Genomic DNA, 15,267 nt, shown 5'->3' with positions numbered 1-15,267 from the left:
AGCACAGCTTATATCAACAAGGTTACACTGATTCAAGCAAAGTACAGAGTAAAATATTTATCTTTCTTTAGTTGGAAAAAGCAGATCAGAATCAGGATGTTATCCTGTCGCCTATTAAAAAATAAAAACAGGGAATGGGAAGAAGGTTGCATATTTCAAGCATGTATTCAGACATTCTTCAGTTTTATCACTGGAGCATACAGCGCCTTGATGAAAGAAATATCTGTTCGACTGATTAACTTGGGCATCGCTAAGAAACGAAATAGCAATGCCTTGTCGTGTTTGCCTGGACGTGTTGTTAAGAGCGGGCAGTCCTGATGATAATCCAGGGGGGAGAGCTCATCGCTCTATGTTGATCTTGCTCATGGTTTTCTGATCACATTGTCCAATCTGCTGATCCAGTTTATTCAGCAAATTATGTAAATTACGGTATTCCTGTGCAGTCAACGTGCTGACAAAATGCCCTTCCCAATCCAACGCCTTGGGCACAATAGCGTTATATAGCGCTATGCCCTCCTCTGTAAGGCTCAAATGGCTGATTCTATGATCTTGCTGATCTTTTTCCCTTAGCAGATAACCCAGCTTTTCCAGCTTCTGCACCGCGCGGGAAACCTTGGCCTTATCCATACGGGTTTTCTGAGCAATATCCGACGAGGTCATTGTGGGTTGTGTGCCGAGCATGGCCAGAATACGCCACTCGGAGATAGTGATGCCAAACTCAGCAGAATAAATTGTTGACAGAGAATCACTGATCCGCTCCGCCAACTGATTAAAGCGGTAGGGTAAAAACTGTTCCAGCTTCAAAGAAGCGTTGACCTTATCATTCATCTGTTTTTCTTCATTGGGTCACTGTATGTCGATAGATCAGAACCTAGTTTCATTTGTGTCTATCATGGAAAGATCTACGGATCTAAATTAAAGGCTCATGCAGACTAATTGCACGCTATATGAGTAAAAAACTGTCTTTATTCACGTCAAAATACCCCATCTCCCCCCTTTATTACAAGGTATTTAGTTTCACTTAAAACCAATGGTTGTAAATATTTTTCCAAGGGAATCTCCGTCATATCCAATGTAATTAAGGATAATTTGGAGAAAAATTGACTTGCACCAAGAAAAATCAAGCTCTATGATTGTTTCAAATGAAACAATATTTGCACGATAAGATTGTATAGGTTGCTCCGGGTCGGAAGTCACTTCCTAATGCAATCCTGAAACAAGACAAGAACAAACGAATCAAACCTGAAAAGGATAGAAAAAGATGAAACTGGCTACATTGAATCAAGGCCGCGACGGCCAATTAGTTGTGGTATCCCGTGACCTGAGCCAGGCGGTAGTTGTAGCGGATATCGCTCCAACTCTGCAGGCCGCTCTGGATAACTGGGCAGAAGTTGAACCTAAACTGCAAGCCGTATCTACACAGTTGAATCAGGGTGAGCTGGACAACACTATTCCTTTTGATCAGAAAACCGTAGCGTCTCCACTACCTCGTGCATACCAATGGGCAGACGGTAGCGCTTACGTCAATCACGTTGAGCTGGTGCGTAAGGCACGTAATGCTGAACTACCAGAAACCTTCTGGACTGATCCGCTAATGTACCAGGGCGGCTCCGATACCTTCCTGGCACCACAGGAAAATATCAAGATGGCAGACGATGCCACCCGGGGTATCGACTTCGAAGGCGAGATTGCGGTCATTACCGATGATGTGCCTATGGGCTCAACCCCAGAACAAGCCGCAGACAAGATTCGTCTGATCATGCTGGTGAACGATGTGTCTTTGCGCGGCCTGATTCCGGGTGAACTGGCGAAAGGCTTTGGTTTCTTCCAATCCAAGCCGTCCAGCGCGTTCTCTCCAGTGGCTATTACGCCAGATGAGCTGGGTGATAAGTGGCAGGATGGCCGCGTTCACCTGCCTCTGCTGGTAACCCTGAACGGCGAAGCTTTTGGTAAAGCCAATGCAGGCGTTGATATGCACTTCAACTTCCCTCAGCTGGTGGCTCACGTTACTAAAACCCGCGCAATGTGTGCTGGCGCTATCGTGGGTTCAGGCACGGTATCCAATAAGCAGGACACTGAGTTTGGTTCAGCGATCAAAGATGGCGGCGTAGGCTACTCCTGCCTGGCAGAAGTACGCATGATCGAAACAATTAATACCGGCACACCAAGTACGCCATTTATGAAGTTCGGCGATACTGTACGTATCGAAATGAAAGACGATGAAGGCAATAGTATCTTTGGCGCGATTGAGCAGACGGTTGAACAGTATCAAGGCGTGGAATAAGCCTTAAGCATATCCCAGCCGCTTGATTACTTAACTCAACAAACCCGCCCCGTGGCGGGTTTGTGTTATCTGGTCACCGCTCAGCACTACTAAATCAGCACTACTACTAAATCAGTACTAAATCAGGACAGCCACTAAATCCTAAATCAGGACAACCATTATGCAACTGTTTGACTATTTCCGCTCCTCAGCATCTTATCGAGTGCGTATCGCACTAAACCTCAAAGGCCTGGACTGCGAGCAAGTCGGCGTTAACCTGCTGAAAGGCGAACATAAAGGCGAAGAGCATCTCACTCGAAATCCACAAGGTTTTGTACCCGCATTAGCGCTGGACTCAGGAGAAATACTGACTCAGTCTCTGGCGATTATCGAGTATCTGGAAGAGGTTTATCCAGCGGTTGCACTACTACCACAAGATGCCATAGGTCGTGCCCGTGTCAGAGCCTTAGCGCAACTGATCGCCTGCGATATCCACCCGGTTGATAATCTGCGCGTTCTGAAATACCTGACCGGCGAATTGGGTGTCAGTGAAGAGCAGAAGACCCGTTGGTATCAACACTGGATCGAAGAAGGTTTTAAAGCCCTAGAAACCCGGCTATCAGAGAACGAAACCGGAACCTTCTGCCACGGTGACAGCCCGACTTTGGCTGATATCTGCCTGGCTCCTCAGATCTTTAACGCCCAGCGTTTTAATGTAGATCTAACACCTTTCCCACGCATTATGGCGATCCATCAGGCTTTTGAAGCATTAGATGCTTTTAAAGATGCCCGCCCGGAAAACCAGCCAGATGCAGGTTAATCCTGTATCTGGAGTGAATAAGCCGCTGATAAAAAAGCAAAAATAAAACAGCCCGCACAGAACGGCAAAAAACAATAAAGAGTAGAGATGGATATGACAGGCACCATGATAGGCACAGCGCCACTGTGGCAACCTTCAGTTCAACAGATTGAACAAAGCTTAACCCAAGCTTTTATCAACACCATCAACGAAAAATACCAACAGCAGATCTCCAACTTTGAACAGCTGTGGCAATGGTCTGTTGATAATAACGCCCAGTTCTGGACTGAAATTTGGCAGTTCACCAATATTAAAGGTGACTTGGGTGAAGTGATCGTTGAACAAGCCGATCAACTGGAGCAAGCGCGCTGGTTTGCGGACAGTCGGGTTAACTACGCAGAAAACCTGCTGCGAAAAAACAGTGATGACGATGCCATTATTTTTCAGATGGAAAATGGTCCACGCCAACGAATCAGCTGGCGCGAACTGAATGAGCAGGTTTCTCAACTGCAGCAGCATCTGCAAGCGCTGGGCGTTAGCCAGGGAGATCGAGTCGCGGGCTTTATGCCCAATATTCCTGCCACTGTTGTGGCCATGCTGGCTGCAACCTCTCTGGGTGCTATCTGGACCTCTACTTCACCAGACTTTGGTGAAGCCAGTGTGGTTGAGCGCTTTGGACAAACCACGCCTAAAGTTCTGATTGCAGCTAACGGTTATCGCTATAACGGTAAAATCCATAGTGTAATGGGTAAAATCCAGGCGATATCCAGTCAGATTTCATCTATTGAGCACACCTTGATTGTGCCTCTGATCGATGAGATTGAGGTCAGTGCAGAGCAGAATATTGACCTCCTGATGGCACAGTATCCTGTCAAAGCCGTGGAATATCAGCGTATCGGCTTTAATGAGCCACTCTTCATTCTTTATTCTTCCGGTACGACAGGCAAACCCAAATGTATTACCCATCGTGTGGGCGGTATTCTGATTCAGCACCTGAAAGAGCACCAGCTGCATAGCAATATCAAGCCCGGTGACAAAGTATTCTATTTCACCACCTGTGGTTGGATGATGTGGAACTGGCTGGTATCGGCACTGGCCAGTGAAGCTACCCTGATGCTGTACGAGGGTTCGCCTTTTTATCCCGATGGTAACGTGTTGTGGGATTATGCTGCGCAAGAGAGCTGCACCCTGTTTGGCACCTCGGCCAAGTATATTGATGCGCTGAAGAAACAGGGCCTGTCGCCAGCACAAAGCCATAACCTTTCGGCGCTTAATACCCTATGCTCAACCGGTTCCGTCCTGGCACCAGAGAGCTATGATTACGTCTACCAACATATCAAACAGAATCTATTGCTGGCCTCTATCTCTGGCGGTACCGATATCTGCTCCTGCTTTGTTCTGGGTAACCCGATTAGCCCCGTGTACCGAGGCCAGTCCCAATGCCGCGGCCTGGGTATGGATGTACAGGTTTTTAATGACGACGCTCAAGCCATCAGCCAGGAAAAAGGTGAACTGGTGTGTCGTAATAGTTTTCCAAACCAACCGGCTAATTTCTGGGGCGATGAAACCGGTGAAAAGTACCATAACGCCTACTTTGCCCGTTTCGATAATATCTGGTGTCACGGCGATTGGATCGAACTGACGGAGCAACAGGGTATTGTGATTTATGGTCGCTCTGATGCCACCTTAAACCCGGGTGGAGTACGTATAGGCACCGCAGAAATCTACCGTTACGTCGAACAATTAGATGAAGTCGTTGAGAGCCTGGTGATAGGTCAGGAGTGGGATAATGATGTCCGTGTCGTGTTGTTTGTCCGCCTGAAAGAGGGCGTGCAGCTGGATGAAGTACTGATCAAAACGATTCAGAAGACTATCCGCAGTAACTGCACGCCACGTCATGTGCCCGCCAAAGTACTGCAGGTTACGGATATTCCACGCACTAAATCCGGTAAGATTGTTGAGCTGGCGGTACGGGAGGTAGTCCATCAACGTCCGGTAAAAAATACTCATGCTCTTGCCAACCCTGAAGCTCTGAATCAGTTTGCCAACCGTGAGGAGCTGCTCGCTTGACCTGAAGAACATCTCAGCAAAAGCTATAAAACCGGCATAAATCTGGTATCCTCCTGTGCAATTTCATAACGAACTGGCTCAGGAGGCATATCATGTCCGATAACCCACAAAAACGCCCTCGCCTGAAAGGCATTACCGCTAACGGTGAAGAGATTGAGTTGCCGGATCTGGTAGAGATTCAGATGGAGTGGGATGAAGGTCTTCCAGCCAGTCTATTGATCGCCCCTGAACACCTGCAAGGTCAGGCACTGAGCCTGGAAGTCGGTAGCGCAGAAGATGAAGATGATGCTCTGACCGAATACGGTGTGATTGTGCTGCGCCCCGGTGCCAGCAATATGGTGGATATCAACATCGAAACCGAAACCGTGGCTTTGGTTGCAGATGACACAGATGAGGATAATACTGAAGGCTGTGGTGATAACTGCAACTGCGGCTAATCTTTCACTTTCAGATAAAGCCACAATCGCTGATTAACCCTGCTTTATTAGACATAAAAAGCCCCCAGCAACGGATTAAATCGCCGAGGGCTTTGAAAGCACTCTTTAAAAGCAGCCTCATGAGCCAAACTTTTACAGAGCTTGAACCTTTAAGAATAGCAACTAAGCCATCTTCTCCAGCAGTGCTTTCAGGTTGTCTTTCAGCTGGCGGGACTGCTCTTCTGGCAGCGCACTCAGCAGCTCTGCCTCTTCAGCATGAGCAATCGCCTGCAGTTTCTGACCAATCTCTTTACCATGTTCAGTAATGGTCAGAGTCGCGTTATCCGCATAAGCCACATAGCCTTTTTCTACCAGCCAATCGGCTGTCTGACGCAAAGCCACCTCTGGCTGCATCACCATAGCAGACAGGTCAGCAATAGACAGATTGCCTTTATCCGCCAGGCGAACCATGATGCGCCACTCTTCCGGGTTTACGTCACATTGCTCCTGCAGTTTAGGATATAGCTTGGCACTGTGGCGGCTATAAGTTTCGCGTAGCAGATACAGCAGGTAATCACCCACGAAGTCTCCGGCCTCATCCATCAGAGGCGCTTTAACCATCTCTGGGTGTTGAACCGATACCGCGTAACTACCACGGGCAAATACCAGCGGAGAAGTGGCATCGTTATAACGGTAGCCTTTAACTTCACCCACCAGAATCAGGTGATCGCCACCTTCATAAACGGCCCAGGTTTTACACTCAAACTGAGCGGCGTAGTCATCCAGAATCGGAGCGTTACCCAGACCGCTTTTGTAAGCGACATCTTTAAACTTGTCTTCACCACGGCTGGCAAAGCGGTTAGAGGTAGCTACTTGTTCACGACCCAGTACGTTCACTGCAAAGTATTCTGCTTTCTCGAACGCTTCGAGACTGTGAGCGCCCTTGTCGATGCTCCACAGAACCAGTGCAGGCTCGATAGAAACCGAGTTAAAGCTGCTGGCGGTTACACCCACTGGATTGCCTTCTGCATCCAGAGTGGTAATTACGGTTACGCCGGTCGGGAACTGAGATAGTGCTCGACGGAAATCTTTTGCATCAAAACCTGTGTCAGCCATTTCTTCACCTTTATCTACTTGTATGTCGTTATTATTTTAGGAAACCAGAGTCTCTCTAATTCAGTGTATACACACCCAAACAAAAGCAGGTCGATATTCTCAGTAGAGGCCAAGAGCGGCCAGATTACTGACTGAGATGCTTTTATTTCGATGCTTAGTGCTTATTTCACTTTTCATGTCCCTTCTTATTACCAAAAAGAATAGCACTTTGGCAGCAGTATAAGGAGTGACTGAACAACGAAAAATACCTTTTCCATCGCTTCAATTGTACTTTTCATAGCAAGAAAGAAATAGAGTCTATCTTTTCATGCTGATAATTTATTGATTTGAAAGGGATAAAACACCTTAAATTTACGGCCTATTTTATTCCTGTATTTGCGACTGTCTATACTGACTTGCCGTCATTCCCGCATGTCGGCGAAAAAAGCGTGCAAAATAGGCCGGATCTTTAAAACCCAACTGATAACTGATCTCAGTTACAGGCGAGGTGGTGAACATTAACAGTCTTCGCGCCTCTTGCATAATTCTATCCATAATCAAGCGCTTAGAGGGCAAGCCCGCCAATCTGCGGCAAATCTCATTTAACCGTGCTTCTGTAACACCGATCTGCTCAGCATACTGATCCAGTGTCAGATGCTCTTTGTAGTGCTGCTCAATTAAGCTGTTAAAAGTATGGAAAATCCGCACATCTTCTTTGCGGGTATTCTGCTGGGGCTGGCCCTGATCTGCTAAACGGGAAACATCAATCAAAATGAGTTGTAGCAATGCCTGTAATGCACGGCCACGCTGCTGCTCTTGCTGATCAAATTCTTCGCCAATCAGATCCAATAGATGCAACATTCTGGCAGCGGTGGCATCTTCACCGGGCGATAGAGCCACACATAAAGGTGTTCTGATGGCACTATTACTGCTCCAGAGGCTTTTCTCCATACCACCCAACAGCTCCCACACCTGCTGCTGTTTAATGGTCAACACATGGCCCTTAGCGGCATTATCGGTCACAAAAGCGTGAGGTACCGCAGGCGGTGTCAGGAAGAACATCGGCCCTTTCACCGTATAACTCTGCTCATCCAAGTGCACACGCACTGTACCGTTTAAGATCACATGCAGTTGATAAAAGCGATCATGATAGTGTACCGGCATGTTGCGACCAAAAAACGCTGCCAGCTTTTCCAGATTCTCATAATGGATCTCAGCATCCGTATAGTGCTGATCATAGGACTGACCAATATTGATATTCGGAATATCATCGCCTTGGGGCACAACCGCCATAGGTACTATTTCATCCATTCATCACTCCCACTATTTCATCCATTCATCACTCCCACTGTTATCAAGATAAGGCGCACTTTTAACAAAGTGAAACTATTGCACATTATTTTGTCGCCTTTGTACAATTTCGCAAGAAAAAGACAAGCCCAAAAGCAGTGCAAGCTGATCGATAAATATTTATTTCTTTAATATCAACTGGTTAATAGAAATACGAAGTCCAATCTCTATGATTAAACAGATATATTTAGCTAATCAATTTCTATGAAAAGTACAATAAAGCCTGTGAAAGATCCATTCTCAACGACCCTAACTGACTAGATAATGATTTCACAGAGCAGGCAGAGACAATCAACCAGGCAACAACAGGCCTTGTGATAGCACTTCCCCTGCAAGAAACAGTTATTACAAAAAAAACAGTTAGACAAAGGTGAAGAACAGATGAACCGTCCAAATCCGTTACTTGATAAATTGCAAGAAGTCCTGCCAACGATCGCAGCTAACGCAGTGCAAGCTGAGCAAGAGCGCAAAGTACCCGACGAAAACATCCGTCTGCTGAAATCCATCAAGCTGCACCGTGCTCTGCAACCTAAAGCTTACGGTGGTATGGAAGCTTCTCTGCCTGAAGTGACTGACTGTATTGCGGCACTGGCTGGCGCGTGCGGTGGTACCGCTTGGGCATTCAGCCTGCTGATCACCCACAATCACCAGATGGCGATGTTTTCCAAAGAAGCTCAGGACGAGTTCTGGGGCGAGAACCCTGATGCAGTAGCCAGTAGTAGTATTGCGCCGTTCGGTAAAGCGACCGAAACAGAAGGCGGCGTTCTGTTCAATGGCGATATGAAGTGGAGCTCTGGCTGTGACCACGCTGAATGGGCGATTCTGGGCTTCCTGCGTGATAACCCTGAGACCGGCGAAAAAGATTACTGCTTCGGTGTAGTACCTAGCTCTGATTATGACATCATTGATGATTGGTACTCAGCAGCAATGAAGCCTTCTGGTACTAAGACCCTGCGCATCAAGCCAGATACCTTTATTCCTGAGCACCGCATCGAGAAAGCGAAAGCGATGATGACAGGTGCATCCAAAGGTTTCGGTCTGTATCCAGATAGCAAAATCTACTACACCCCATACCGTCCATACTTCGCCTGTGGCTTCGCAGCGATGGCGCTGGGTATCGCTGAGCGTATGTTGGTGGTTTACAAAGAGATGACCAAGAACCGTACCCGAGCCTACACTCTGGCCAACAGTGGCAAAGAGATTCCACCACTGATGCGTCTGGCGGAGTCTACCCATCAGGTTCACGCGGCACGGGCCTTCCTGGAAAAAACCTGGGACGAGCACAAAGCATTCGGTGAGCAGAAACGTTACCCAACTGACGATGAGCTGGCATTCTGGCGTACTAACCAGGCTTATGCCGTGAAAATGTGTGTCGAAGCCGTTAACCGCCTGTTTGAAGTATCCGGTGGTACCAGCTGGATTCACGACAACGAAATTCAGCGTCTGTGGCGTGATGTGAACATGACAGCAGCACACGCTTACACCGACTACGACGTATGTAAGCAGATTCTGGGCCGCTCTCTGATGGGCATGGAACCTGATCCAACCATGGTTTAATGGTTAACACTTAAAAGTTAATACCATTACCAATAGCTTTTTTGATTTAACAACGATCATCCTATCGGGATTGGTCGTTCGGGATTGATAGTATTGGCGATACCACCAAATTCGAACCTCCCGCAATGTACCTGTGAGTTTAATACCAAACCAGGTAAGCTGTTGTAAGCCGGATAAAGCCGCAAGGCACCTTCCGGCAATCATCAGATCCTCTCTGGCCAGTGGCCGGAGAGGATATTGACCCATCATCAAGAATGAAGATAGCTTAAACACTAAAGCGACTAATCAATCCTTCCAATTCCTGTGCTTTTTCATAAATAGCCTGAGTATGTTGGCCAATCTCTCGGTTAGACCTATGGTTGTTATTGATCTCTCCGGCGATGCCGTCCATATTTTGTGCCATCTGTCCTGTGGTCAGAGCGACTTCCTGAATCGCAAGCTCAATGGTTTTGGTTTGCTCTGCGGCATCAGAGGTCTGCTGTTCAATATGGCGAATAGCCTGCTCTGCCTGTTCCCCTAAGGCACGACCCTGTTCCACCTGAGCCTGATTCTCAACCATCACCTGAATCACTTTTTGCGTACCCTGCTGAATCAGATCAATCTTTTCGGTGATGCTGCCGGTAGCTTTGACCGTTTGCTCCGCTAAGGCCCGTACTTCATCTGCGACAACGGCAAAACCGCGACCGGCTTCTCCTGCCCGTGCCGCTTCGATTGCTGCATTCAGTGCTAACAGATTGGTCTGTTCCGCAACCCCTTCGATGAGTTCAATAACACTATCAATTTCGCCGGAAGCCTGACCCAGTTGTTCAACGGATTGGCTGGAGCTGGCTACGGCTTTGGCAACACTTCGCAGTGACTCCAAAGCTTGGGAGATAACCGATGCGCCCTGTTTAGCGGTTTGGAAGGCGGTTTCTGTGGCTGAACTCACCTGTTGTGTGCTCTGGGAAACTTGCTCCGCCGTAACACTGATCTGTTCCGTGGCTGTTACCATGGAGCTGCTTTGATCACTAATGCGTTCGCTACTGTGTTGGATATTCTGCTGTACCTGGCCCATCTGATCTGACATCGATTTAAGACTGGAGACACTGGTCTGAATATGCTGGACCAGCTGTTTGATGCCATCGGCCATATGATTAGTGGCCTGACCCAGCTGGTAAAACTCATCCCTGTCGTTGCCTGATAGGGTCATACGTTGTGTCAGATTACCCTGGGCGATCTGATTCAAGACGGCCAGGGTCTGCTTGATATTACGGGCAATAGACAGAGATACGGAAGCGACAATGGCGCTGGCGATTAGCGCCAGCAGAATACTGCCCATGATAATGGCTTGTTTAGCCCGGCTTTGGGCTTGTTCAACTGCTGTTTGAGCTTGTTGGGCCAGCTGTTGGTTCAGTATCTGATTAGCTTGCTCGATCAGTTGAGCTAACTGTTCACGGTGTTTATTCAACGTCTGATTTACGTTGGCCTGCTGCAGCTTGAGCCTTAGTACTTGCTGCAAGCTTTGTTCGTATTGAGCCAGATCATCGGTGAAAAAGTCTTCAAAGCTCAGTTCACGCATGCGCTCCCGTAACTGTACTAGTAAGCTCAGTAGCTTATCGTTATGGACCTGATCCGGGTTGATCAGAAACTCTTTTTCAGCGGTTTGAATCTCTTTAAAACGGCTGGCAAAACCATTCATAATTGCCAGCTTTTCAGTTAAGTGAGCTGCGCTGGCGTTCAGTTGTTGCAGCGCACCGCTATTGTCGGAGCCCAATTGATTGGATAAATCCAGAGCTTGTGAGAGTTGTTCCAGGTAAGCGGGCAGGGGCTTTTGAATCTGCTGTAGCAGCTGTTTTGCTGTTGAGTTCTGCTGCTGTTGGGTGACCCGTACGAGCGTTTGCAGCTGTTGGCTCTGTAAATTACTGAGTGCTGCCTGGGCTTGTGATTGGCTGCTGTTGTTTTCACGCAGCTTTTCCAGGCTGAGCAGTTTGATCTGTAGCTGGTTTACGGTATTGGCAGCATTATTGATATGTCCCTGCTGAGTGGATGCCTGGCTCATGTTATTCAGTTGGCTGATGCTGTACAGCCCCATCAGGCCAAAGCCGATAATGCATACCAGCACTATCAGGATTAGCTTGTGCTTGAGAGAAAGGTGGAAGGTCATGTTTAGCTCCGGGTTTTTTTAATTATGTATTGCCCGCAAAGACCCGGAATCCATAACAGGCACTTTCACACTGTTTATCGGGGATGACTGAAAAAACAGGGTTTCCATGCCTGGCATTTATCACCATATCTGAGCTTTTAACCAGGTTAGGTGTTAAATATCCGGGATCTGCATATCGCACTGGCATCAATAACAGCAAAATACTGCCTTGGGATAAGAGGCTTTTATGGTTATTGACCAGAGGACTAACTGTAAGACCTTTGTCTGATGGGAAAATCTATTTCTGCCAATGTTTACTTAGTTCATAGTAGAACTTTAGTCGCTGTTACTATGAGGACAGATCAGGTTGCCGTGTGAGAAGTGCGCTGTTGCGCGTATTGTTTTCCGGGAGCCGTTATTAAGGTGGCTGTGGTTGATTAAATTATCAGTTGTATAATGTCATCGCTATAGCCCTTAAGGGGTATGAGTTAAGTTATATCGATCACTTACGATACTCAGCAGCTCATCAGCAGTCAGCCCTTCTGTTGCAGTTTGTTCATTGTTAACACTTGGTTGGAAGGACGTACTTTTTTATCCCTTATTGAGAGATTCAATGGCTCTCATCTGGATTGGGTGTGACATCACAATTGAAGTACGGGTCTCGCCAAACTGGTTGATTGAGCCGACAAACTCTTCCAAATGCTGAATATCCCGGGTTAGAACCCGAATAAGATAAGAGTCTTGCCCGGTCACGTGCAGGCACTCCAGTACCTCTGGCATTCTCTCCAGATTATCAATCAGCTGCTTTTTATCAGGTTTTAATGTAGTCATACCGATAATGGCCATAATGCCGTAACCCAAAGCGTTCGCATCAACGATGGCACGATAGCCTGAGATAATCCCGGCTTCTTCAAGTCGTTTCAGGCGTTCCGATACGGCTGGCAGAGATAGACCTACCTCAGCTGCTAATGACTTCAGTGACATGCGACCATCTTGTTGAACCGCAGTCAAAATTTTCCAGGAAAGACGATCGACTTTCATAAAATAAACCCAAAAGCGAAATAGCTTAAAAGATAAAGGTATCTTAGGTTTTATTCCGTAACTTATCCATTCAGCGTTTTCATCCACTTTGCCACACTATTGCTCTCTTTTTTACATCTGTATTATGTGGTTTTTAGGCCGCTAGTGGTGCTGAAAACGGATCAACATTGAATAAAGGTAAAGGGATCATGTTCAGTATAGAGCTTTTTCTTTTCTTGAAGGCGGCCTTGGTAGGGTTGTCCATTGCAGCTCCGGTTGGCCCTATCGGCTTATTATGCATTCAGCGTACTCTGGTATCTGGACCCCGTTTGGGTTTTATCAGCGGATTAGGGGCGGCCAGTGCTGATGCGGTTTATGGTGCGATAGGCGCCTTTGGCTTAACCGCAGTGACGCAGTTGTTTATTGAAGCCACCACGCCATTAACCCTGTTTGGAGCCAGTTTTCTGGCCTGGTTAGGTTTTAAGATGATCTTGAGTCAACCGGCAGGTGATGAATTGGGTTCGATTATTGCCAGTGACGGGGCTGATTCCATCAAGGGTGGCGATGGTATAAAAGCCTTTGCTTCTATGTTTGCGTTAACTCTGTCCAGTCCTGTCACTATTTTATCGTTTGTTGCGGTATTTGCGGCTATTAGTGGCTCAGCAGAGCTGACAGGGCAAAGCCATAGCGCTGCAGCTGTAATGGTGTTAGGTGTTTTTATCGGCTCTGCCTGCTGGTGGTTAATGCTGGCTGCCGGAGTGTCCTGTATTCGGCATAAACTGGGCGCGCAAACGTTATTGTGGATTAGTCGGATCGCAGGTGGAGTGCTATTGAGTGTGGCGCTTTATCAGTTAGCCTCACTGATAGCAGAGTTTTTGCCTTAGGGGTAAGACTTTAGTTACTGAATCCTCCAGACACCGCTCTCGCCAGGCTTAAAAAGCTAGGGCTTATTGCTCACCCCGATGCTAAGCATTACCTGGCGCTTTATATGGCTCAAAGTGGTGAATCTATGTTTGAAACGTATCTGTCGATGAGATTTCCAATCTCAGGATACGTTAATCAGCTGAGCCAAATTCTACTTTCCGTATCTAAGGGGCTAGGCTTTACTGTTTTGCCGCAAAGTGCTGTGGCAAGCTTTGCTTTTAAGGATCAATTAGAGAGCTTTCAAGTGCAAAAAGTGGTGCAGGACCCCCTGTATTTAGTGACTAAGGGGCATAGAGAATTGCCTGCTCGTTTTGATACTTTGCTACCTTGTTTAAAACAAGTGTTGGGAGATTATCAAGCGCAGATTAATTAAATCACTGTCTTTCATTTTTGCTTTCTACAAACTGAGATAAAAGCTAATAAATTTAGGATGTTATATGCCATACGTTAATGTGTAAATTACCAAAGGCGCCACCCGTGAGCAAAAAACGGAGTTGGTAAAAGATATCACCGAATCTCTTCAGCGTGCTCAGCGTTTTATTCATATCTGGTTGTTCAATTAATTCAATATCTTGCCTGCCTGCTTCCAGCCGATTAGATTGAGCTAGCGCTGGCAGGGTGCTTTTAGCACAGATGGGGCTGCCAAGCTGTAGCAAGTCTGTTCTTTATAGCTGTCTTTGAAAATATTTGGCCTGAAAAAGAAAGATTGCAAACCACAAACCACAAACCACAAACCACAAACCACGAGAAAATAGAGTTGCGCTATGAGTTTAATTTTCAGGATGTTGTATCTGTTGATCGCATCATTTTTTAAGCCCAGATTACCGATTATTCGACCCAACAATAGCCTGACCATGCGGGTATTACCTAATGATCTGGATCTGAATATCCATATGAATAATGGTCGTTACCTGACCATTTGTGATCTGTCCCGAGTGGATATGTTTATTCGTACCGGGTTGGCCAAAACCATGGTGAAAAAGAAGTGGCAGCCGGTAATTGCCGAACACACCATGACCTACAAAAAGCCACTTAAACCTTTCCAGAAGTATGAAGTAAAAATGGAAATTGTTGATTGGGATGAGAAGTTTTTTAGTATGACCCATACCTTTATAGTCGGTGAGCGTGTGGTGGCACAAGGCACCTCTCGCGGTGCTGTCGTCAGCAAGCATGGCGTTGTGCCACCTGAGAAAGTCATCAAAACAGTCACTGAGTTAGTTGGGGTCACTGATCCGGCTTAAAGCACGTCTGGTTTCAAGACTCTCTGTGTTAAAGAGAAATCATTCTGTTCAACGATCCCGTTTCTAAAGGTCTAAGAGCAGCAGATCGCTATGACTGCGGGATACGCAGGGGCAAAGCTGAGTCTTTCGCTCTGACGGCGATAAACACTGGTCTTTATGATCCACGTCACCCTCAACAACCTTGATCGCACAGCTACGACAGGCCCCTGTTTTGCAGCTGTGTGGATGTTCGATTCCCACATCCAGCATGGCATCCAATAAGGATTGATCTTTGCTGACCTGAATCTCTGTGGAGGCTGGCATATCTACCGCTATCCAGAGCGGTAGGTATCAGAACAGAAGGGTATCTTAGGATATTTCCTGTACTCCTCTTCTGTTCTTTCATGGCAGATTGAGTTATTGCTGTTCAG

General features: G+C 46.9%; 14 protein-coding genes. 8 read left to right on the top strand and 6 right to left on the bottom strand.

Translation table 11 applies throughout. The features are described from left to right. Window positions 1–339: 339 nt before the first annotated feature. Window positions 340–828: a MarR family winged helix-turn-helix transcriptional regulator gene (locus H579_RS0112325; protein WP_028300935.1), complete on the bottom strand. Its 489-nt coding sequence runs from the start codon at window positions 826–828 to the stop codon at window positions 340–342. A 433-nt stretch (window positions 829–1,261) separates the two neighbouring features. On the opposite strand from H579_RS0112325, the gene H579_RS0112320 reads away from it, so the two are divergent. From H579_RS0112320 to H579_RS0112305, 4 genes are all read left to right on the top strand, one after another. After that, window positions 1,262–2,284 (top strand): fumarylacetoacetate hydrolase family protein, encoded by a 1,023-nt coding sequence (locus H579_RS0112320; protein ID WP_028300934.1) that lies wholly within the window; start codon window positions 1,262–1,264, stop codon window positions 2,282–2,284. A 157-nt stretch (window positions 2,285–2,441) separates the two neighbouring features. Continuing rightward, a complete protein-coding gene (gene maiA / locus H579_RS0112315) occupies window positions 2,442–3,083 on the top strand; it encodes a maleylacetoacetate isomerase (protein ID WP_102049345.1) in 642 nt (213 codons plus the stop codon). 87 nt (window positions 3,084–3,170) lie between these two features. Further along, window positions 3,171–5,132, top strand: a complete 1,962-nt coding sequence (locus H579_RS0112310; protein WP_245583258.1) for an acetoacetate--CoA ligase — start codon at window positions 3,171–3,173, stop codon at window positions 5,130–5,132. A 92-nt stretch (window positions 5,133–5,224) separates the two neighbouring features. After that, window positions 5,225–5,569, top strand: a complete 345-nt coding sequence (locus H579_RS0112305) for a hypothetical protein (protein ID WP_028300931.1) — start codon at window positions 5,225–5,227, stop codon at window positions 5,567–5,569. Window positions 5,570–5,731: 162 nt separating this feature from the next. On the opposite strand, the gene H579_RS0112300 is transcribed toward H579_RS0112305, so the two are convergent. Further along, on the bottom strand, window positions 5,732–6,664 hold the full coding sequence (locus H579_RS0112300) for a flavin reductase (RefSeq protein WP_028300930.1): 933 nt from the start codon (window positions 6,662–6,664) through the stop codon (window positions 5,732–5,734). A gap of 363 nt (window positions 6,665–7,027) precedes the next feature. Further along, window positions 7,028–7,954, bottom strand: coding sequence for a 4-hydroxyphenylacetate catabolism regulatory protein HpaA (hpaA, locus tag H579_RS0112295; RefSeq protein WP_051227575.1), 927 nt, complete (start codon window positions 7,952–7,954; stop codon window positions 7,028–7,030). 420 nt (window positions 7,955–8,374) lie between these two features. On the opposite strand from hpaA, the gene H579_RS0112290 reads away from it, so the two are divergent. Beyond that, window positions 8,375–9,550 carry a p-hydroxyphenylacetate 3-hydroxylase oxygenase component gene (locus tag H579_RS0112290; RefSeq protein WP_028300928.1) on the top strand — a complete coding sequence of 392 codons (1,176 nt, stop codon included), beginning with the start codon at window positions 8,375–8,377 and terminating at the stop codon, window positions 9,548–9,550. A 265-nt stretch (window positions 9,551–9,815) separates the two neighbouring features. Here H579_RS0112290 and H579_RS0112280 read toward each other — a convergent pair whose 3' ends face one another. Next, a complete protein-coding gene (locus tag H579_RS0112280) occupies window positions 9,816–11,693 on the bottom strand; it encodes a methyl-accepting chemotaxis protein (RefSeq protein ID WP_028300926.1) in 1,878 nt (625 codons plus the stop codon). 570 nt (window positions 11,694–12,263) lie between these two features. Further along, entirely contained in the window at window positions 12,264–12,713 is a 450-nt protein-coding gene (locus tag H579_RS0112275) for an Lrp/AsnC family transcriptional regulator (protein ID WP_028300925.1), read from the bottom strand. A gap of 188 nt (window positions 12,714–12,901) precedes the next feature. Here H579_RS0112275 and H579_RS0112270 point away from each other — a divergent pair, with 188 nt between their 5' ends. From H579_RS0112270 to H579_RS0112255, 3 genes are all read left to right on the top strand, one after another. Next, window positions 12,902–13,576, top strand: a complete 675-nt coding sequence (locus H579_RS0112270) for a LysE family translocator (protein ID WP_245583257.1) — start codon at window positions 12,902–12,904, stop codon at window positions 13,574–13,576. A 104-nt stretch (window positions 13,577–13,680) separates the two neighbouring features. Next, on the top strand, window positions 13,681–13,989 hold the full coding sequence (locus tag H579_RS25465; protein ID WP_028300923.1) for a LysR substrate-binding domain-containing protein: 309 nt from the start codon (window positions 13,681–13,683) through the stop codon (window positions 13,987–13,989). 391 nt (window positions 13,990–14,380) lie between these two features. Further along, window positions 14,381–14,857, top strand: coding sequence for an acyl-CoA thioesterase (locus H579_RS0112255; protein ID WP_028300921.1), 477 nt, complete (start codon window positions 14,381–14,383; stop codon window positions 14,855–14,857). 63 nt (window positions 14,858–14,920) lie between these two features. Here the strand turns inward: H579_RS0112255 and H579_RS0112250 are convergent, their stop codons facing one another. Then, entirely contained in the window at window positions 14,921–15,160 is a 240-nt protein-coding gene (locus tag H579_RS0112250) for a 2Fe-2S iron-sulfur cluster-binding protein (protein ID WP_028300920.1), read from the bottom strand. Window positions 15,161–15,267 lie beyond the last annotated feature (107 nt).

Origin of the sequence: Oceanospirillum beijerinckii DSM 7166, assembly GCF_000422425.1 — a bacterium.
GTDB classification, from domain to species: Bacteria; Pseudomonadota; Gammaproteobacteria; order Pseudomonadales; family Halomonadaceae; genus Oceanospirillum; species Oceanospirillum beijerinckii.
This window is presented reverse-complemented; position numbering and strand designations above follow the sequence as displayed.